The organism is Betaproteobacteria bacterium (genome assembly GCA_016720925.1).
Lineage (GTDB): Bacteria > Pseudomonadota > Gammaproteobacteria > Burkholderiales > Usitatibacteraceae > UKL13-2.
Window position 1 is genome coordinate 139,669 of record JADKJR010000010.1, and the last position, 19,218, is coordinate 158,886.

The following is a 19,218-nucleotide window of genomic DNA, read 5'->3' on the forward strand; positions in this document are numbered from 1 at the left end:
GGAATGAATATGAAAAAGCAATTGAAGCCCGCTATTCTGATGTTGTTGGTGATGACCGTGCTGACCGGCCTGGTTTACCCGCTACTGACGACAGGCGTCGCGCAACTGGTGTTTCCGTACCAGGCAAACGGCAGTTTGATCGAGAAGGACGGAAAGCTGGTCGGGTCCGCCCTGATCGGCCAGCAATTCACCGATTCCAAATATTTCTGGGGCCGCCTGTCCGGCACGGGAACCTATCCCTATAACGCGTCCGCTTCGGGCGGCACGAATCTGGGCCCGTTGAACCCGGCCCTTGCCGACAATGTGAAAGCGCGCATCGAGGCATTGGGCAAGGCGGATCAAGAGGCCGGCGTCAAGCAAACGAAAGCGGTGCCGATCGATCTGGTAACCGCCTCGGGTAGCGGACTCGATCCGCACGTCAGCGTGGCTGCGGCAGAATACCAGCTGGCACGGGTGGCAAAAATGCGCGGCATACCGGAAGCAAGCGTGCGCGAGTTGGTCGCCGCGAATACCCAGGCGAAATGGCTGGGGCTGTTTGGAGATGCACACGTAAACGTGCTAAAACTTAACCTTGCAGTGGATACCGTAAAGTAATTCAATTGAACGAACAGACCAGGCCGGATCCGGACCGGCTGTTAGCCCAACTTCAGGAAGTCTATGCCAAGAGCCGCCGCGGGCGGCTCAAGGTTTTTGTGGGCGCCAACGCGGGCGTCGGCAAGACTTACGCCATGCTGTCCTCGGCGCGTGCGGCGCGGCGTGAGGGCCTGGATGTCGTCGTTGGCGTCGTTGAAACGCACGGACGCCGGGAAACCGGCGCGCTGCTAGAAGGCATCGAAGTCCTGCCGCTCGCGGAAGTTGCCGGCGCAGGCCGGGCTCTCAAGGAATTCGATCTGGATGGCGCATTGAAACGCCGTCCGGCGCTATTGCTGGTCGACGAGCTCGCCCACAATAATGCGCCGGGGTCGCGGCATGCCAAGCGCTGGCAGGACGTGGAAGAGCTATTGCAGGCCGGTATCGATGTTCACACGACGCTGAACATTCAGCACATTGAGAGTTTGAATGACGTGGTCGGTGGCATCACCGGCGTGCGCGTATGGGGAGACCGTTCCCGACCTGGTATTCGACCAGGCCGATGAAATCACCCTGGTCGACTTGCCGCCGGAAGAATTGCTGAAGCGCCTCGAGGCCGGCAAGGTCTATCTGCCTGAGCAGGCGCAACGGGCAGCGAAGAATTTTTTCCGCAAGGGCAACCTGATCGCGCTACGTGAACTCGCGCTGCGCCGCACCGCTGACCATGTCGATGCCGACGTCAAGGACTACCGCGATCTAAAATCCATCGAGCGCGTATGGGCCACGCGCGATGCGCTGCTCGCCTGCGTCAGTCCGCGTGAGGGAGGCGAACGCGTGGTGCGTGCCACCGCGCGGCTAGCCGAGAGCCTGGACGCACCCTGGCACGCAGTCTACGTGGAAACCCCAAGGTTGCAGCGCCTGCCCGAAGCGGAACGCACGCGCATTCTCAGCGTCCTCAAGCTGGCCCAGGATTTGGGGGCGAACACGACGACGCTGGCCGGCGAGAATATCGATGAAACACTGGTTGGCTATGCCCGCGATAACAATCTCAACAGGGTCGTGATCGGCCGGGAATTGGCCGGCGAACACGACTGGAATGTAAGCTGGCCCTGGCGCACGACGCTCGCGGATCGGGTGCTGCGAAAGGCACCGGAGCTCGATGTGATGCAGATTGCGCGCGGCGCCGGGACAACGGGCCGCACTTTGCGGGTCGGCGCGACCGTCGAGGAATCCGCCAGTGGCGGCAAATCGCGTGTGCTTCCGTATCTAGTCGCGGCAGGTGCTTGTGCGCTCACCAGCCTGGTCGCAACGGGCCTGCTGCCGTATTTTGCGCTGGCCAACATCGTCATGCTGTTTCTGTTGAATGTGGTGCTGGTGTCGGCGCGCCTGGGCCGCGGCCCGGCGATCCTTTCGGCATTTCTCTCTGTCGCATCCTTTGATTTCTTCTTTGTGACCCCACGCTTTTCTTTCGCGGTTTCAGACGTGCAATACCTGTTGACGTTCGCCATCATGCTGGCGGTTGCGTTGATCACGGCGCAACTGACGGCCGGCCTGAGATACCAGGCACGAATCGCCGGGCACCGGGAGGGTCGCGCACGTGCCCTTTTCGAAATGGCGCGCGAATTATCGGGGGCGCTGACGTTTGAGCAGGTCGTGGAGATGGGCGATGCGCGCATTGAAGAGACTTTCCGTGCCAAGGCGGCGCTGATTCTGCCAGATCGAGGAGACCGGCTGGACTTTTCACCTGGCACGGATCGCACCCGCCCAACGCGTATCAACGAATCGATTGCGCAGTGGGTCTATGACCGCGGCCAGCCGGCGGGATTGGGCACCGATACGCTGGCGGGCAGCAACGTACTCTATCTGCCGCTGACGGCGCCCATGCGCACGCGCGGCGTGCTGGCGATTGAGACCGAGAATCCGCGATGGCTGCGAGTCCCCGAGCAACGCCGGCAGCTTGAAACATTCGCGTCGCTGATCGCGATTGCACTGGAGCGTGTTCACTATGTTGAAGTGGCTCGTGAAGCGATCCTGAAGATGGAATCGGAACGCCTGCGCAACAGCGTGCTGGCGGCGCTGTCGCACGATCTGCGCACACCGTTAACTGCGTTGATCGGCATGGCCGACGCCTTGGCGCGCTCGGAACCCAGGCTTGCCAAAAACAGATCGAGTGGGCGGAATCCATTCTCACGGAGTCACAGCGGCTCTCGCAACTGGTGGACAATCTGCTCGACATGGCGCGCCTGGAAGCCGGTGATGTCAAACTCAATGCCGACTGGCAACCTGTTGAGGAAGTCGTGGGAACCGCTTTGCGCGTAAGCCAACCGGTGTTGCAGCAGCATAAAGTGACGACCGACTTGCCGGCGAATCTGCCGCTGGTGCGCTTTGATGCCGTGCTGATCGAGCGTGGTGGCGCAATCTCCTGGAGAACGCCGCAAGTACACGCCCTCAGGTCGCACATTGCCACTTGCGCCAGCTCGGGCAGTGGCTGGATGAGATTGCGGTCCTTGACGACGGTCCGGGCTTCCCACCCGGAATTCGCGGCACGGCTGTTTGACAAGTTCACCCGCGCCGAGCCCGAATCGACGGTACGTGGCGTGGGCCTGGGTCTGGCAATCTGCCGCGCGGTTGTTGAAGCGCATGGCGGCAGCATTCGCGCCGAAAACATGCATCCGCATGGCGCACGCTTCGTGTTCACGTTGCCGCTCGGATACGCCGGCGGCGGTAGTTGAAGTCGAAGCTGAAGCTGAAGGCCGGACGCCGTGAGCGCCCGTCACGTCGTGCTGGTCGAGGACGAGCCGCAAATTCGCCGCTTCGTGCGTGTTGCGCTGGAGGAGGAAGGTTGTCAGGTGTTCGAAGCCGAAACGGTGGAGCGCGGCCTGATCGAGGCCGGCACCAGGAAGCCCGATCTGGTCATCGTCGATCTTGGGCTGCCGGATCGCGATGGCCTGGAGTTGATCCGTGATTTGCGCGGCTGGTCGAACGTGCCGGTGATTGTACTTTCGGCGCGCTCGGGGGAAGCGGACAAGATTGCCGCGCTTGATCTGGGAGCTGACGACTACCTGACTAAACCGTTTGGCGTCGGTGAAATGCTGGCGCGTGTGCGCGCGGCGCTGCGGCGGTCCGCGCGCAATGCCGAGTCGGGTGAGAGCATGGTTTCGTTTGGCGCCGTCGAAGTGGATCTCGCCAATCGAGTGACACGAAAGGGTGGCGTGGAGGTGCACCTCACCCCCATCGAATTCCGTTTGCTCTCCTACCTGTGCACGCACAGCGGGAAGGTCTTGACGCACCGGCAACTGCTCAAACAGGTGTGGGGGCCCTCGCACGTCGAGCAGAGCCACTATCCGCGAATCTTCATGCAGCACTTGCGGCAGAAACTCGAAGATGATCCCGCGCAGCCGAAATTCCTGCTGACGGAAATCGGCGTGGGCTATCGGCTGGTGCTGCCATAGCACCGGCATTGCCGGACGCAATCGGGAATTTTGCCCAGACAGGTTTCTCCCATACTTTGCCGCAATCAGCGGCGCCGCAAACACCTTGCAGTGACGGCGGGCTACTTGCCGAGATGCAACGCAAGAAAACGCTCCACCCTCGTATAGAAATCGACGACGTTCTGTTCTTTATTGAAGCCATGCGCTTCGCCGTCATAGACCACATATTCGATCGGCTTGCCCGCTTTTTCCATCGCATCGCGCATCGTCGTTCCGTGAATGAGCGGAACGCGCTGGTCGTCACGACCCATCGCCAGTAGCACCGGGGCCTTGATCTTGTCCGCATTTTTCGCCGGCGAGGTCTTCAGAAATTGTTCGCGGTCGCGGTCCTGTCACCTCCCCAGCGCTTTGAAGTCGGTTTCGTAAAATCCAGGTTGCGCGCTACATCCGACCATGAAACGGTCTGCTTCAACTCGAGATCCCGTCACGCCCTAGGCAACACCGCAGCGCCACAAATCCGGATCCTTGACCAGACCCTGCAGCGTCGCGTAGCCACCATAGCTTCCGCCGAAGAGACACATGCGGCCCTTGTCCACAATGCCTTCTTTGACCAGATACAAAGCACCATCAGAAATATCGTCCTGCATGGCAAGCCCCCATTGCTTGAAACTCGCCGTGTAATGCGATCTGCCGAAGCCTGTGGAACCGCGAGGCTCGGGCTCCAGTACAGCATAGCCGCGCGACGCCAGGAATTGCGCAACCGGCCAGCGGCCCCACTGAATTCCGCTGTAGCCCCGCACCCACGGCCCGCCATGAATATGCACGACCAGCGGCAGATCCTTGCCATCGCTGTCGATGGGCGTGGTCACCCAGGCAGGAATTTCGCGGCCATCGCGTGCTTTGTACTTGATGAAGCTGCGTTTGCTCATTAGTGCGGGCGGAAGCCACTCGCGCGATTTTGACACTTCCTGCAAACTGCGCTTTTCCGTGTCGTAGAGAAAATAGCCGCCGGGATTGGTATCGGATACGGAGTAGATCAGCACGTACCGGCTGTTTTCATCGGCAATATCGATGGCGTTGGTGCGCTCGGGCAATGCCTTGTCGAGCGCCGCCTGCAAGCGCGCGAGGTCCTCGTCGAACCATGTGGTGACCGGCACGTTGGCGCTATAACGAATCCCGACCAGTGCTTTCTTTGTGCGGCTGAAGATCAAGCCGCCGTTCAGGTCGATGAGCGGATGTTCCAGCAATTTTTCGCCAAGTTTTCGCTGGGCAATGTCGTTTTGAAAATTGCCCTCCGGTCGCGGCCGACACTGGACGAAACATAGAGGGTCTTGTTGTCGTAGTCGAACGACAGCGGCATGACGTTGCCCTGGCTTCCCTTGCCGGACGCGTGGCCAATCATCTCCCAGTCTTTTCCGTCGTCCGGCCGATGCCAGATAGTCTGCTCGCGCGGGCTCGTGGGATCCTTGCGCTCTTCCTGGCGGATGGCGATACGGGGTTCGAGGTCGCGGTCCAACACCCAGCGGACAACGTTGCCGGGCGTTTGAAACCGTGAGCAGCTTGTATTCACCCGTCCTGGTATTGAAGCGATAAACATCAGCATAGCTTTGGCTGCGACCGAATATTTCCGCGATCACATCGCCGCTGCCGTCAAAGGTCTGGCTGAGAATACGAAAGGAGATGTTGATGCCGTGCACAAGAATCGAATTGCGCCGCGCTTCGCGTTCGCGTGTGCGCTCAAGCGGGAAAGTGAGGTCGCGAATGTTCTTGCCGTCCACATCCACCGCATAGGCGCCTTTCAAGCTGGTGGCGCCACTGACTTCGCTCAAGTCGGCCGAACGAAAATACAGCCGGTCGTTGCTGACCCACACAAAATCAACAACGTCCAACTCCTTGAAGTTGGAAATAACCTGCAATTTGCCGGCGAGAAAATCAATGACCACCAGATTGTCACGGCCATTGATGGGTCTCACGGCGGCCAGCCGGTTGCCATCAGGCGAAATCGCCATTTGCGAATATTCCGCCCTACGGAAAAACGCCCCGATCGGAATATCAGCGGGCTTCGCGTAGCGCGACGCGGCCCGGGCGGGTTCAGTGGCTTGCGCAAGCGTGAGGGTTGCCGCGCATACCAATAGCCAAATCAGCAGGGCGAATCGCATCGGTCACTTCCATCGTCGTGGATTGCAACCACCACTCGCCCCCAAAACCTGCCGCCAGTGAAGATTTCGCAACCGCCATCGCACTAAGATCAGCGCGCAACGTGCGTAAGCTACAGACTTATAGCGGCAGTTTCAACCCGTCACCAGCGCGCGAACCGGCACGGGTCACCAGCAAATCGATTGGATAAACTCAAGCACTGGCGCGCTTTTCCCGCCATTTAGGACCTGCAACCCGCGCCAGTATTAGCGTTTACTACCTTAGTGCGGTGGCTCCCCTTTCGCGCAGGTATCTAACGGCGCTCACAATGTCGGCCAATCCGATTAAAATTGGCCGCTGTATCGCAAGTACCGAACTCACCGTAATCTCCTGTCGAAACCATTTCGGCTATCTTTCAAGTCCACGAGTGGAGGCAAACGATGAACAACAAGTTGGCCGCGCAGCTAAACACGCCAAAGCTTTACCCACACCAGTTGGAGCAGGCGTTCCCGCATATCGTTGCAAAAATCACCGAACATTGGGACGCGCGGTCGCTTGACTGCTATCTGGATAGCCTCTTATTTGACAGCCGCGGCAATCGCAGTGGCTTTTCGACAGCCGTGCTGAGCGAAATGTTTGCAATTCAGAACCACTATCGCGCGCTGCAGCCGCCGAAGCAGCGATCCATCGATACGTGGAGTGAATTGATCTCGCTTTAGAAAAAACTGGATCTTGGGAATAATTGCCAGGGTCAGCGTGCGCAAGCGGTTTCTACCGGAAATTTTCAGCGGCTCACCGCACGTCACAACGCCGCGCCCTTTCGTCCCAACGCCGCACCGGTGATCCCGCGCGAGATGAAGACCATGAACGCATGTGACAGTTTGCCGAACGGCAGCCACAGGAACAGCAATTCGACACTCAGCAAATGGATGGCGATCGGCAGTGGATACAGTGGCGCGCCACCTGCCGACACCTGAGTGGCCCAGCCCGTCACCGCCCCCATGCCAGTAACAAGTGGCAGGAACACCACGAACCAACTGAAGTAATCATCGAACCCCGACAGCAATCGCAACACCGGGTCGGTCAGCCGCTCAAACATCACCACCAGCAAGCCAATGATGGCGGGCCGACGGCAACATAGATCACGGGTCCCGGCAGCGAAGGCCACGCGAAGCCGGTGAGGCGCTCAACGAAAAGTATGTGCGGCAGAAAGCCAAACACGATGACGGCGAGGCCGATGTGATACAGGTAGCCGTTCAACGCGCCAAGCTTGCCCCAGCGCCGGAACTCTTTCCGCTGGATCATCCGTGAAAAGATGCCATGCATCGCGTCGGCGACCCACTTTGTGCTGCGCGGCTCGGAAAGGTCCGTCTTTGTCCCAAACCGGAAAAATGGTGATGATGCGCCACGCGCTGCCGGCGAACAGCACCAGAAGGGAAAACCACAGCGCCGGCCCACGCGCGAACTCAAGCAGGTTCATGGCCGTCATGGCGAAGGCACATCCGGATCAGGTTCAAGGTACTGTGCGACCAGCTCGGTCAGGCCGAGCACCGGAAGCGTCATGTTGTGCGCCTCGATGGCTTCCTCGAGGACATTGCGGCAGTTGGCGCACGCCGTAACCAGCGCCTCGGCACCGGTCGCCGCAACTTGCTGCTTCTTCAGTTCGAACACGGCAAACCGCAGTTTCTCGGCGCGGTGGATTGCGCTCACGCCGCCCTCCGCCGCAACAAAATTGGCGTCGCCCGCGGAAGGCATCTCGACATTGTGTTCGCTCACGCCATCCAGCAACCGGCGCGGCGCTTCGGTGATTCCGCCACGGCGCACCAGCTGGCATGGGTCGTGGAAAGTAAGGTGCCGGGTGTCCTTGCCGCGCGTACGCAGCCGGCCCTCGCGAACCAGTTGATCGAGAAGCTCGGCTATCTGTATCACCTTTGAACGCAAAGGGCCGGCCAAGCAGATTCGGCCTCCCAGCGCAGCGCCGAATAGGCGTGGCCGCACTCCGGGCTGATGACGTATTTCACCTTCAGTCGCTCCGCGACATCGACTACGCGCGCAACCAGCGTCGCGGCGATATCGCGCGAACCGATTTGCACACCGATATTCGTCGCCTCGAACCCGACGCTGGGAATGGTCCAGGAAACTTTCGCCTGCTTGAAGATTCGCGCCAGTGCGCCGATCGTTTCCGGAAAGGCAATGATCTCGATCGACGAAAGAATGACCAGGTAATCCGCGCCCTCGACATCCACCGGGATATTCAGCCCCTTTCCGTTTCCGGAATTTCAATATGGCGCCTCAGCGCCGGGCCAGGCCACGCCGATCGGGCTGCCGCTATCGAGCGCCCGCCCTGCCGCCTGCAATGGTCCGCCGGTGCAAAGCCGCCCGCCGACATCCTTCGCGCGCGCGGCGCACGAGGCCCGCGATATCGAGCCCCATCGGACAAGCCAACGTGCACCGCCCGCACATGTTGCAGCCGTCGTACATCAATTCCGACCACTCCACGAGCTCCGCTGCCGTGACTTCGGATGGCGCCAGGCCCAGCCACCGCTTTATCGTGGAAAACGGCGCACGCTCACGCTGGTAAGCGGAGCAGCGGGCGCAGCGCACACCGGCGCATAGCGCGGATCGCGCGTGACAAGATACAGAAGTGGCAGGCATCGGCGCATTGGCCAGCGTACGCAGGCATCGGAGCTGGGCCGACACGTCTCGGCCCATCTGGGCAAGGAACTCGTTGACGGCCTTGCGCGCATCGGGCGCCGCCACCGACGCGACGACCGCGCGGGCGCGTTGCTCAACAGCGGTTGACGAGGGGGCAGAGTTAACCATAGCCTGATTCTCGACCTGCCGGTGCGGCGCGTGTTGACGTGTATCAACCGGGCGGCAAAAGCGACGCTCGATTCAGAAGCCCCGTCATTTTGAGCCCAACCCGCTACAGCTCCACTACGATACTGGGTCGGCCACCCGAAACTGCGCCGGATCGTAGTAGAAGCGCTCCGCCACGATCTTGTCGTTTTCCCACCGCTGCAAGCTGATTTCGTCCAGCGCAAATCTTCTGCCATCGAGGGTCGTGAAATCAAAGATCCAGTGAATGACGACGCGGTCGCCATCGATGGCATAAAAATCCACCGGTCGCGTGGCGATTTCCTTCTGGCGCGCCAGGGCGGCACGCTCATTCGCGACGAGATCTTCCAATCCTCGACGCGGTGGATTCAGGTTTTTCCTGCATCGTTGCGTGCGGCGCGAAGCGCTCAATAGCTTCGACGTGTTTGCCGCTGACCACGGTGGCGATGAAGGCGTCAACGATTTCCTTGCTTGGCATGGAATCCTGTCTTCAGGTTATGGGTTGATGCAGGATGCGCACTGCTGTCGGGGCGCCGTGCAACCGAAGAGAGCATGTTATTTGAGCGCCGAGTGGGCGAACGACCACGCGCGTTGCATCCGTTAGGCCGCAAGATACCCATGCTTGGTTGATGCAAATCACTGTGGTGCAGGCTGGGAAACCATGTGGAGCAGCCCCCACCCATGACCATCCGGGTCGACGAAGCTGTGTGTGTACATGAACCCGAAATCCTCGGGCTTATCGTAGGTTGAACCACCAGCTGCAAGGGCCTTGGCGACCAATTCATCTACCTGTTCACGGCTCTCACAGCTGAGAGATATCAAGACTTCGACGGCCTGACTGGTATCGCAGACAGCTTTGGGCGTGAACTCACGGAACTTGGCATGGGTACCCAGCATGACAGAAATTGCATCATTGATGACGATGCACGCAGCCGTGTCGTCACTGAACTGTGGGTTGTGACTGAATCCAAGCGCCTGAAAAGCTAACCGACCTCTGGAGATCAAGGACCGGAAGGGTGAGGAAAATCTGGTTGATCATGCCAGTCTCCTTTGAACTGGTAGTTGCGACGATTGGGTTGCGGCCTAGCGACCAAGGTAAAAGGCGGCGCGATTTTGCGCCGTCCAGCGACCGAAGGGAGCGACCTTGAGCGACGTGTTAGCCGTCTTGGCATTCACACTTATGTTTGGGGGGGGGGGGGGTAGTCCCAACAAGTGTGCGAATTGTGAAACTCTATCTTCGATGAGCGACGGTCGGATGTACATCTCGCATCCAAACGCATCCGGCCATTCAATTAGGGGCATCTTTGCCCGCGTAAAATAAAATATGGTCGAACAATTCACGGTTCGGCACCATGCCCAAAGATACACGAGCAAGTTGTTCAGAGTGCGGCGGGCGAAAAGACGACAGCGATATTTCTTGGACTTTGGCCAATCGTTTGCGCTCCAGGCAAATACTCACCGTCTTCTGCAGATGCTTCAAACCAAGCTCTGTCGAACATCAGACTCGATGGACGTACCTTCCGTACATGGTGGTGGCATCTGGAAAGTGAATGGGCAGCAGCTGGAAGAATTGCGTGGAGTCGACATCCCCGGGACCAAGTTTCCAGTATTGGGTCATGTGGTGACGGCTAACGATTAAGGTAAAAGGCGGCGCGCTTTTGCGCCGTCCGAGCGACCGAAGGGAGCGTTTTTGACCGCAATGTTATGCATCATTTTGCTTTGTCTATCCGGGCGCAGACGGCTGTTTGGCGTAATGGTTCAACAGGCGCTGCTGGTTCACGGCTACTTCGTCTGGACTAAATGATCGCAACAGTGAACATTTTTCCCACTAGGCTTGCGATCTGAGGTTTGTGTCTCCTGAACATCACTGTAACTTTCTTTGGTTGCCCATTCAACCAAATGCTACAGTTCTTAGCAAGAGTCCTTCGATGACGTTGCGACCTCGTGAAAGTAGTTGTCAACTTGACGCGGGCTTACCCTTTTGGGACGCTGCTTGCAGCAACACTAGAATATTTATCTCGCACCTTCACGCATTCGGCGTTCATTCCGTAAGTTGTAGAGAAAGTGCCTCATCGTAGTATTTGAAAGTGTGGTGGCTGCATTTCTCCGGGCGATCACGACGCATACGCCGCAAGGCAGGTGTAAGAGGCAAAGGAAATAGAGGGCGGATCTCAAGTGATGCATAACTCAATGTAGGGAGCACCGCGTCTGCATACCGTTCCGCGCTGCTCCCTATCATTCTGAAAAATGCGGAAAACACGCTTGCAATCAATTGCTTCCGCCCATAAACTGTATATCTGTACAGCCATAACAGAACCCCTTTTTCCGTCACTCACTTTAACGAAGTTTTTCGCCTGCGCGGTATTAACAAAGGACAGTCTAGCAACCTGATCTTGCCACGGCAATCGATAAATGATTCGCGCGCAAGCGGGGCTTTAGTACAACTGGCAAGGCCTTGGTTGATCCACCCAGATGCACTTCGCTTACCGTGGTGCGGTGCCTGCGCCGCGAAATGGGCGTGGAAGATGCAGGGCGGCGACCGTCGAATGCAAGCCACGCCTCGCCGCCCTCAATTCACGCTCATTTGCCAACGCAGGCGCCGCAGCCGAATGCCGCATCGTGAAGAAACACTGATGCCGTTCATCAACACCAGCACTGGCGCGGCGTTTGTGGCCTTTTTGCCTGTAACGGCGCGCCAGTGCTGGTGTTTGATGTTGTGGCAAGCCGGAAAAAGGCATTCCCGCGCCCCGCAAGGACTGCCGACAGTTGCGGCGGGAATCCAGGTTCGCGGAGGTGTCTGCTTTGGCGATGCGCCCGCCAATCAGCCACAATTCCTGACGGAACACTTTGCGCGCACTCGCTTGGCGCACACCCAAATAGACGAGGAGAACACTCCCATGTTTTTCCGCCTGACCCGCGCGACACCCGCCTTCGCCTGATTCGATCAATTTGCGCATGGCCACGCACAACACCAAACCCCCGCAACGTCCGCCACCGCGCAAACTCAGCGTCTTCGGTACGCCGTGGCCGCTCGATCCGCCGGTGCTGCGCATTCGCCTGCGTTACATCACGGCGCGCTTTCTGCAGATGCCGGAACCGCGCATGTCGCTGCGCAATACCAATGAAATTCTGCGCTGGGTGCAGCAGATGCAGGACGATGGCCTGCCGCGTTCCGCGACCGAACTGGTGCGGCTCGCCATCGAGGAGGATCCCGAGCAGCGGCCGCTATGGCTGTTCCTGATTGGGCGACACGAAGATGACAACGCCACCGAATTCGGCGAACTGCAGGCTTTCGCCCTTCAATTTCCGAACGACGCAGCGATGCCGCAGATTGACGCGATGGCACGGCGCTTTGCCCGCGCGCCGGGAACCGCCGTGACAACAGGAACGTTCGCGGCGCCGGCCGACTGGAGCGCCTCCGCATTGCTGGGGCGCGACGATTCGGGACAGCGGACGATGCACGCCTCGCTTGTGCGGGCCACGCAGGCCATTCTCGGATTGGCGCCGCGTTAGTGCCGCCACGATGAATAATGACGCTGGCGACTAAACCGATGAACACACTCCATTCCACCCGGACGGGCCCGGCATATGGCGTATCGAATGCCGCGCACGACGAGATCACCGCCCGGCACCGCGCGCTTGAAAACCCTCTCGCCGGACTCACGCCGACCGAGGCCGCGAAGTTATTGACGCAGACCGGCGCAACTTCGATGACGTCAGTCGCGTGGATCGCGAACAGTTGCTCAAACCGGACTTCTCAAGACCCGGCCGGAACAGGCGACCTGCGCGTGGATCGCGGGGCGCTATGGACATTGCTGCGGCTGGCGCGCGAATGTGTCCCCGCGCACGTTCGCCGACGACAATCGGATATTCAGCCGCGCGCGGCAATCGTGCGCTGGCGATCGTACCTCTCGGGCACGCAATCAAATGGCGAACCACTAGGGCAGCCGGCCTGACACGACTGTGCGCGAATGGCTGCACGAAATTTTTCGCACCGCTGTCGCGTTCGGCGTCGATGCGACGGTGCTGAGCGTGCGCATCGAAGACCGGCAGATTGATGCCAACGTCGAGGGCGCTGTATGTACGCGCGTTGCTGCTGGATCGTTTTCGGGCGGCAATTTGCCGCCGAAGCGCCCGGAAATCCTCAGACACCTGGCTAATCGAATGGATGGGCGCGCTGTGGCTCACGCGGGTACCGGTTGCCGGTGAGCCGACGCTGGGCGTCATGCCAACGTTCCGCAGCGCGGCTTACGCCCTATGCGCCGGGAGATGGCGCGCATCTGTTCCTGAGCCTGCGTCCTTTGCAGCGGCAGTTGGCGCGCTCGCTTCGGGAATTTCATCACGGCGATTTTTCCCGGCTGGGGCATCGGCATGGGTGGCAAATGGAAGACCACGTCGCGGTCATCGATTTCCTGGAACGGGAATTCACCTTGATCGAAGCCGCGCGCAAGCAGCGCAGCAAGCGCATGGCCATCGGATTGAATTCACCGGTGGGCGTATTTTCGGCTTCGAAGAGATTTGCCGCATGGCGTTCTCGCTCGGAAAAAACTGCATCCGCTCGCCGGTGGCGGGACCGAAATTGGTATCCGCAACGCCATTCAATTGATCGACATCAGCGAAGGCGGATTGGGACTGGACATGGTCGAGGACGATGCCCGGCATGTGCACGTCGATGACCTGCTCGCCATTCGCCTCGAAAGGGCCGCCCATGCGTGCTGGGCGTGGTGGTCCGCAAATCGAGTTTGCAGAAGCCATCCGCCACCCTCATCGGTGTCAAGGTACTTTCCAAGGCGCCTGTCTTCGTCGCGATGGACAGGGGTGGATGAGGCCACCAACATGGGCAGCCGACCGAAGGCATCCTGATCACGGGAACCGCCCGACGACGGCTTCGCCGACTCGGTGATTGTCAGCAACAAGACCTATGTTGGATTCGCCGCTGGCAGTCTACGCTGGAAGTACGCACTTATGAGGGCTGTGCGGCGCGTGGCAACAGCAAGGCGCCAATTGGCGCATGGCCGCGTTTGGAGCGACCCTGGCGCTAAACGTGCCGCCATACCCTGCCCGTCGCCCTACGCGGGTGATTTCCGCGTCGCCTCCGATCCCCCCACTCCCACCCCGGCATGTAAACCTTTGTGACTTTGCAGGATTGTCGGAAAACGAAATTGCTCATGCCAGAGAATACTCACGTGGAGCGAAGATCATGGCGGGAACGATGGCTGGGATCCCTTCAAATCGGCATCGGCGAGAAAGCGGGAAATGCACGTCCACTCTTGATGCCAGCCGACAAACAAGGAAAATGGTGTTTTGCCGGTTATATCTAGAAGTGGCCACCGGTCGTCGGGCCTGTTATCCTCCATCCGAAGCTAGAGGTTATTGCAAGTCAGGGGAACCCACACGGATGCGATTTTTAGTGAATATTCAGTCGATTAACTGATTTTTTGAAGCGTGATTCTGCCACATGGATACATGCCGAATCAGGATTCATTGCAACCACAATCGATCTAACCAAGTCAAAAAAATCGTGATGCAAATCGGGCCTTTCGTTCTGAACCGAACTCGCGGTGACGGCGCCGCGTCCGTGCCCGCGCACGCCCATCGGGCTGGCGTCCCCTGCACCTGTCAACTCGCGCTTCGTCACGGGTGCATCGTCGCGGCGCATTGCGCATCGCGATGCTGGTGCCTGCGCTCGTTGGCTCACCCGCCAGTTACGCCCAGAATACTTATTCGCGCCTCCCGGAATGCCGGGGTGCTCGTTGACGGCAGCCCGCTGTGGGTGAAAATTCCCATCGAGGCAACCGACGCGACCGAAGAAGTCACGCCTTCCCGTTTTCGATGGGTTCGCGGCCCTCCAACGCTCCGATTCCGTTCCCGGAAAACGCGGAGATCGTTTTTGAAACGGCGGGGACAAGAAATACTTCCTGGTGATTCGCTCGCGTTTGCCGGTGAACGAACTGGCCATCGGCATTGTTATCCCGCGAACAGGTCTAACACGGGGTGCGCAGCCGCGAATTCAGCCTGCTGCTGGGATCCTCCACCTGCGGGCGTTGGAAGAACCGATCGCGCAAGCGATGCAGCACTGACTTGGACGCGTCCTGGGCCCAAACGGTGATCGATCACCGCGCGCCCGCCGCCATTTTGCCGCCTGTCGTGGGTGCGGCCAACGCGCCGCTCGCCTCCTGCCGCTTCCCGAATCGGCAAGGGGCGCGCCCGCCGCGGCCGCAACGATCTGCGGCGTCCGGCTCAGCGCGAACCTCTGACGCCGATCTCCCGTCAACGTTCCGCCGGTGACTGCACCGATTGACTAACCCGCTCCTTCGCCGCCGCGCCGCGGTAAACGTGCGGACAGGCCGGCGCGCCACCGATAAACGGATGTTGCAAACAAAGGCCGACCGGCACCCCTTGCGCCTTTCGCTCGACGCCGAAAGCGTGGAACACCTGCCGATGGCCAGCGAGGAGATGCGCGCAGACATTGCGGCGGCGGCAGTTGACTCTCGATACCGACGATCTCATGTCCGCGTTGTTGGAACGCCATCACCGGATCGTTGCTGGAAAAGGAGCTTGGTCAGCTCGCCGCACGCGTCAGCGTTGCCACCGAGCGCACGCTTAATATCAATCGACCCACACCCGCGCCTGACGCCCAAATCGATCGAATCCGCCGTACCGGCGCCCGACGGGTCACCCAGCGCTCCCGTGGCGCGTCGTTCCCCGTAATCGCGCCCGCGAAAGCCATCCCCGAAAATCGTTGGCTCCGCAAAAACCGTTGAATCGCCGCTTCCCGTACGTCGACGATTTTGTTGATGGCTGCGGCCGCGATGCCGTCGCCGGCGCCGCGTTCTGGTGGTGCGGCGTCATCTGCGCGCGCGCAGAAACATTCCGCATCTTGCCGCAACAGGCCGATGACTACGTGGCGGAAGTAATGGCGGAGTCGCACAAACCGCATGTGTCGCCACGCGCCAGCAGCGTGACCAATGCCGATTTCACCCGCGAAAACGGTGCAATGAAGCGCCCGCGTTTTCAGCCCGGCATAGCGCTGAAGTCGATACTAGCGCGGCCACCGCGCCCAACGCGCCAGAAATTCATTTCCGATTACGCCGACCGCCCTCCAGCAGGCTCCTGTGGCCGCGCTTGGGGAATCCTGGCGTGGAGCTCGATTTTGCCTCGCCGGCACCCAAGGAAGAAACTAGCGCTCCCGCCAATGACTTGCGAGCCCGCCGCACGCGTTATCTGGAGAGCCGCTATCAGGACATCGCGATCCTGAAGCCGGCGCTGGATGCGCCCAACGACTGCTGAGCCAGGCTGGCAGGGTCCACGACGAAGGTGCCGCCGAGTTCGCGAAACGGCTCCTGAAATATGCCGCCTACAGCCGGCCCATACAGAAGAGTTCTGGCTCGGGTTGCTGGAGATCCTGTATCGCGAGAAATTTGCCAACGACTATCTCGTCAACGCGAAGTGGTTCCGCAAGTACCACCCGCAATCAAAGAATTGGGACGAAGTACAGCGCATTGGCTATTTGCTCGATCCGCCGAATCGCTCTTGCCACAGTGCGGCGGCCTGGTCGGTCACGAAGAGCCGCCGTCGGTATCTGGCTGCCAGTCCATGAAGGGGAAGAAAAGCCGTTGCTTTCGCGTACGCATATGAAGCTTGAACTTGCGAATTAATCCATCCAACCGGCCCCCACAGATGAGAGAAAGTTCAATCAAACCGATTTTGCCCTCGAGACCACGGAGGACCGTGTCGCGAGGCCGTCATGCGCATGGAAACGCTGCTGGGGCCGCATTCGCTTGAACGCTATCGGAAGGTCTGTTTTGCCTTTGGCGACGAGCAGCGCGAATTGTTCGTCGGCCAGTTGCGCCTGACGCTGCAACTGGAGGATCATCTTGATTGGCTGTTGCGCAAACGATATGTCCCGGCTTCAATTGTGGCGCCTGGATTCGCGGCGGGCGGACGCGCTGGCGATCAGCCAGCAGATTGCCGACTTGTGGCAGGCCCTGGGGGTTTGCCTGGGCCGTGAGCGCATTGGGGGCAACTGAATGGCTTAAAGTCCCGCGAGGACGGAAACCGGACTGTTGCCGCTGACCATTGCCGTCGCCCTGCACTGTCACGTCAATGAATTGCGCTGGCGCGCGCGCGCCGAGTTGCCGTGTGACGTGCCGCTGAAGGCATTGCATCGGCTCTATGCCATTGCCGAGGCGCGCAATATTGCCGAACAGGGCGTGTAACCCTACGAATCCGATGTGGACTTGTCCATTACACCCAAAGGCCAGGATGGAGTGATGCTGGTGATGGCGGATCTTGCCGAACGCGATCTGCTGCCAGGGCAGCGACTGATTTCACAGAATTGGCTAAGCAGCTGGCGCACGATGTCGGCCTCAGCCAGGCACCGTACCGGGCAAGCACAGCATGCTGGTGAACCTCGATTCCGACCAGGGCATCCAGCGTATTGCCGAGAAAACTGAACCAACTTATCGCTATATATCAATATCACGTCGTCGCGAGACACATTGAAGAGACAGATGCATAGCTGGCCAACAGCAACTACGATGATGACACGACCAAGGAGCTCAAGGAGGCAACCGAACTCGATTTCTCCGGACACGCTCGCCTCCTCGAGAAGTTGTATCACGATCGTTCCGCATTCCAGGCGGCCCGCGCCGGCAACCTGGCGCCGCCGGATCGTTTCGCGCAGGTCATTACTCGTCGGCTGGAACCTGATTGAGGAATTTCTTGAAGCATCGAGTTGGGAAGCCAAGTCGACGCGGACGTTTCCGGCTAAATGCCCATCGCCGCAAAAAATTTGGTGCCGCTGGTGAAGCGCTTGCCCGTTCTCGACGGACCCTGCCACTCATCGATGCGCACCTCGGGCCCGAACCTGAGCATCGCAATAGCAACAATTTCCTGCTCTGGCGGATTCGGACCTGAGCGCCGGCGGAATTGGTCTGGCCTCAGCGCACGCGGCCGATGCGGATATCTCTGTCGGGACGCTGATCCTGGTGGCCGTCGAAGGTGAAGCGTCCTGGAGTCTTGGCCGCATCGTGCGGAAATTCAAAGGCCTCGATGAAACGATACGCGGTTTGGCATACAGCTGATTGGCGAGAACGCGGTCCCGGTTCACTTGGTTCCGCGTCAGTCGGAAGATCAGGCCAAGCGCACACTGATGAGCGGTATCCGGCCTGTTTCTCTGCCGCCCGACGAGACCGGGAGCGACAGGACCCTGATGCTGGTGTCCAGTGGTGCGCTCGCCCCACACCCGCCGGTTTGAATTAAAGACCGGCAATAAACGTGGCCGATCCGCGCCTCGTTGCCGGTGCAAAGCGCGGGCGCGTGGGTGATGATCCAGTTTGAGGAAGATGTCTGAGGCCGATGACTGGCGGCCCAGAGAATTTCTTCCTTAGTCCAGCAACTCCAAGTCGTCTGACCCGGGATCAACTTGGCAATTTTTGCCGGCTTCGGCGCAGGTTCAGCAATCATCTCATCCGCCGGAAACGTCTGGCGCATGCGCCGCGCGCCACTTCCGGGTCAACGCCAAGCCAGCGATCGTAATCTTCCTGACGAATGATGACCGGCATGCGCTTTTCGTCACCGGGCGGTGCATGCGCTTGCAATCGCGTGATCGTCCGCATTGACCGTCAGCATCGAAAAAGCTCATGACTTCTTGCCATCGCGATACCGCGCTCCCAGATGCCGGCGAGCGCGAACACGACCCTGCCCGTCGCGCCAGGTCATTTTCCAGCTCTGCCTTGCCGGTTTCCCAGCACGGCTCAAAAACGCTTCGACCGGGATCAGGGCAGCGCTGTGAATTGTGGCGTGTTTTGTAGCTTGAAAGCTGGCTGACGCTTCAAGGCGCGCGTTATGCGTACAGCGAAACGCTTCGTCGGAGCCCAGATCCTCCGGCCTGGACCACGATGGCACAAAGCCGAACGCGCCGCGATACACCCGCGCCGCGGGCGGCTCTTCACCGCTCTGGCGGATGATATTGCGCACGATCGGCTGCACCATATCCTGGATAGGCCTCGGGATGGAAACTCTCGAAAATCGGGAATATCCACACCGAACATGCTGCGCACGGGATTGAGCTGAACGGGAGGGAGAAACTGGTGCACATAAGCTCGATACCAGTCCGGGCAAACGCGGGATCCATTTTCTTTGCTACGCGAGACGACGGGCGCTAAACGATCCGCCCTGTTACACGAATCAACAGGCGGGCATCGCTAATTCGCGTCGTAGTAGGCAGGTCTTCACCACG

At 59.7% G+C, this 19,218-nt stretch carries 20 protein-coding genes and 4 pseudogenes; 13 read left to right on the forward strand and 11 right to left on the reverse strand.

Annotated elements, in window-relative coordinates:
• The first annotated feature begins 9 nt into the window (after nt 1-9).
• From kdpC to kdpE, 3 genes and pseudogenes are all read left to right on the forward strand, one after another.
• Entirely contained in the window at nt 10-594 is a 585-nt protein-coding gene (kdpC, locus tag IPP88_15470) for a potassium-transporting ATPase subunit KdpC (protein MBL0124059.1), read from the forward strand.
• A pseudogene (locus tag IPP88_15475) lies at nt 594-3,302 on the forward strand (DUF4118 domain-containing protein). The gene kdpC and the pseudogene IPP88_15475 overlap by 1 nt, the downstream one beginning before the upstream one ends.
• Nucleotides 3,303-3,332: 30 nt before the next feature.
• Nucleotides 3,333-4,022 (forward strand): two-component system response regulator KdpE, encoded by a 690-nt coding sequence (kdpE, locus tag IPP88_15480; protein MBL0124060.1) that lies wholly within the window; start codon nt 3,333-3,335, stop codon nt 4,020-4,022.
• Between the two features lie 101 nt (nt 4,023-4,123).
• Here the strand turns inward: kdpE and IPP88_15485 are convergent, their stop codons facing one another.
• Entirely contained in the window at nt 4,124-4,369 is a 246-nt protein-coding gene (locus IPP88_15485; protein ID MBL0124061.1) for a prolyl oligopeptidase family serine peptidase, read from the reverse strand.
• A 123-nt stretch (nt 4,370-4,492) separates the two neighbouring features.
• Complete coding sequence (locus IPP88_15490; protein MBL0124062.1) at nt 4,493-6,160, reverse strand: S9 family peptidase; 1,668 nt, start codon at nt 6,158-6,160, stop codon at nt 4,493-4,495.
• A 417-nt stretch (nt 6,161-6,577) separates the two neighbouring features.
• Here IPP88_15490 and IPP88_15495 point away from each other — a divergent pair, with 417 nt between their 5' ends.
• Nucleotides 6,578-6,856: a hypothetical protein gene (locus IPP88_15495; protein ID MBL0124063.1), complete on the forward strand. Its 279-nt coding sequence runs from the start codon at nt 6,578-6,580 to the stop codon at nt 6,854-6,856.
• Between the two features lie 83 nt (nt 6,857-6,939).
• Here the strand turns inward: IPP88_15495 and IPP88_15500 are convergent.
• From IPP88_15500 to IPP88_15525, 6 genes and pseudogenes are all read right to left on the reverse strand, one after another.
• Nucleotides 6,940-7,617: pseudogene (locus IPP88_15500) on the reverse strand (nitrate reductase).
• 5 nt (nt 7,618-7,622) lie between these two features.
• Nucleotides 7,623-8,090: a (Fe-S)-binding protein gene (locus IPP88_15505; GenBank protein MBL0124064.1), complete on the reverse strand. Its 468-nt coding sequence runs from the start codon at nt 8,088-8,090 to the stop codon at nt 7,623-7,625.
• Entirely contained in the window at nt 8,063-8,383 is a 321-nt protein-coding gene (locus IPP88_15510) for a hypothetical protein (protein ID MBL0124065.1), read from the reverse strand. Before IPP88_15510 ends, IPP88_15505 begins: the two co-directional genes overlap by 28 nt.
• Nucleotides 8,384-8,465: 82 nt before the next feature.
• Nucleotides 8,466-8,960 carry a hypothetical protein gene (locus IPP88_15515; GenBank protein MBL0124066.1) on the reverse strand — a complete coding sequence of 165 codons (495 nt, stop codon included), beginning with the start codon at nt 8,958-8,960 and terminating at the stop codon, nt 8,466-8,468.
• A gap of 114 nt (nt 8,961-9,074) precedes the next feature.
• A pseudogene (locus IPP88_15520) lies at nt 9,075-9,453 on the reverse strand (nuclear transport factor 2 family protein).
• A gap of 158 nt (nt 9,454-9,611) precedes the next feature.
• A pseudogene (locus IPP88_15525) lies at nt 9,612-10,014 on the reverse strand (glyoxalase/bleomycin resistance/extradiol dioxygenase family protein).
• A gap of 1,570 nt (nt 10,015-11,584) precedes the next feature.
• Here IPP88_15525 and IPP88_15530 point away from each other — a divergent pair.
• The 5 genes from IPP88_15530 (at nt 11,585) to IPP88_15550 (ending at nt 13,838) form a co-directional block, all read left to right on the forward strand.
• Nucleotides 11,585-11,914 (forward strand): hypothetical protein, encoded by a 330-nt coding sequence (locus IPP88_15530; GenBank protein ID MBL0124067.1) that lies wholly within the window; start codon nt 11,585-11,587, stop codon nt 11,912-11,914.
• Nucleotides 11,915-11,930: 16 nt separating this feature from the next.
• Complete coding sequence (locus IPP88_15535; protein MBL0124068.1) at nt 11,931-12,488, forward strand: hypothetical protein; 558 nt, start codon at nt 11,931-11,933, stop codon at nt 12,486-12,488.
• 38 nt (nt 12,489-12,526) lie between these two features.
• Complete coding sequence (locus tag IPP88_15540; GenBank protein MBL0124069.1) at nt 12,527-12,931, forward strand: hypothetical protein; 405 nt, start codon at nt 12,527-12,529, stop codon at nt 12,929-12,931.
• Between the two features lie 7 nt (nt 12,932-12,938).
• Nucleotides 12,939-13,184 carry a hypothetical protein gene (locus tag IPP88_15545; GenBank protein ID MBL0124070.1) on the forward strand — a complete coding sequence of 82 codons (246 nt, stop codon included), beginning with the start codon at nt 12,939-12,941 and terminating at the stop codon, nt 13,182-13,184.
• A 309-nt stretch (nt 13,185-13,493) separates the two neighbouring features.
• Complete coding sequence (locus IPP88_15550; protein ID MBL0124071.1) at nt 13,494-13,838, forward strand: hypothetical protein; 345 nt, start codon at nt 13,494-13,496, stop codon at nt 13,836-13,838.
• Between the two features lie 544 nt (nt 13,839-14,382).
• On the opposite strand, the gene IPP88_15555 is transcribed toward IPP88_15550, so the two are convergent.
• The gene (locus IPP88_15555; protein ID MBL0124072.1) at nt 14,383-14,634 is read right to left on the reverse strand and encodes a hypothetical protein; all 252 of its coding nucleotides are present in this window, start codon (nt 14,632-14,634) and stop codon (nt 14,383-14,385) included.
• Nucleotides 14,635-16,115: 1,481 nt separating this feature from the next.
• Between IPP88_15555 and IPP88_15560 the strand changes: the two genes are divergently transcribed.
• The 4 genes from IPP88_15560 (at nt 16,116) to IPP88_15575 (ending at nt 17,194) form a co-directional block, all read left to right on the forward strand.
• Nucleotides 16,116-16,265, forward strand: coding sequence for a hypothetical protein (locus IPP88_15560; protein ID MBL0124073.1), 150 nt, complete (start codon nt 16,116-16,118; stop codon nt 16,263-16,265).
• A 103-nt stretch (nt 16,266-16,368) separates the two neighbouring features.
• The gene (locus tag IPP88_15565) at nt 16,369-16,575 is read left to right on the forward strand and encodes a hypothetical protein (GenBank protein MBL0124074.1); all 207 of its coding nucleotides are present in this window, start codon (nt 16,369-16,371) and stop codon (nt 16,573-16,575) included.
• 147 nt (nt 16,576-16,722) lie between these two features.
• The gene (locus IPP88_15570) at nt 16,723-16,986 is read left to right on the forward strand and encodes a hypothetical protein (protein ID MBL0124075.1); all 264 of its coding nucleotides are present in this window, start codon (nt 16,723-16,725) and stop codon (nt 16,984-16,986) included.
• A 55-nt stretch (nt 16,987-17,041) separates the two neighbouring features.
• On the forward strand, nt 17,042-17,194 hold the full coding sequence (locus IPP88_15575; protein ID MBL0124076.1) for a hypothetical protein: 153 nt from the start codon (nt 17,042-17,044) through the stop codon (nt 17,192-17,194).
• 916 nt (nt 17,195-18,110) lie between these two features.
• On the opposite strand, the gene IPP88_15580 is transcribed toward IPP88_15575, so the two are convergent.
• Nucleotides 18,111-18,470: a hypothetical protein gene (locus tag IPP88_15580; protein ID MBL0124077.1), complete on the reverse strand. Its 360-nt coding sequence runs from the start codon at nt 18,468-18,470 to the stop codon at nt 18,111-18,113.
• A 147-nt stretch (nt 18,471-18,617) separates the two neighbouring features.
• Complete coding sequence (locus tag IPP88_15585; protein MBL0124078.1) at nt 18,618-18,956, reverse strand: hypothetical protein; 339 nt, start codon at nt 18,954-18,956, stop codon at nt 18,618-18,620.
• Between the last annotated feature and the right edge of the window lie 262 nt (nt 18,957-19,218).

Bases quoted from the DNA above. Each gene is read 5' to 3' on its own strand.
- kdpC (MBL0124059.1), top strand. From the start codon at position 10: ATGAAAAAGCAATTGAAGCCCGCTATTCTGATGTTGTTGGTGATGACC.
- IPP88_15490 (MBL0124062.1), bottom strand. From the start codon at position 6,160: ATGCGATTCGCCCTGCTGATTTGGCTATTGGTATGCGCGGCAACCCTC.
- IPP88_15495 (MBL0124063.1), top strand. From the start codon at position 6,578: ATGAACAACAAGTTGGCCGCGCAGCTAAACACGCCAAAGCTTTACCCA.
- IPP88_15515 (MBL0124066.1), bottom strand. From the start codon at position 8,960: ATGGTTAACTCTGCCCCCTCGTCAACCGCTGTTGAGCAACGCGCCCGC.
- IPP88_15530 (MBL0124067.1), top strand. From the start codon at position 11,585: ATGCCGCATCGTGAAGAAACACTGATGCCGTTCATCAACACCAGCACT.
- IPP88_15535 (MBL0124068.1), top strand. From the start codon at position 11,931: ATGGCCACGCACAACACCAAACCCCCGCAACGTCCGCCACCGCGCAAA.
- IPP88_15540 (MBL0124069.1), top strand. From the start codon at position 12,527: ATGAACACACTCCATTCCACCCGGACGGGCCCGGCATATGGCGTATCG.
- IPP88_15555 (MBL0124072.1), bottom strand. From the start codon at position 14,634: ATGCGCCGCGACGATGCACCCGTGACGAAGCGCGAGTTGACAGGTGCA.
- IPP88_15570 (MBL0124075.1), top strand. From the start codon at position 16,723: ATGCGCATGGAAACGCTGCTGGGGCCGCATTCGCTTGAACGCTATCGG.
- IPP88_15580 (MBL0124077.1), bottom strand. From the start codon at position 18,470: ATGCGCCAGACGTTTCCGGCGGATGAGATGATTGCTGAACCTGCGCCG.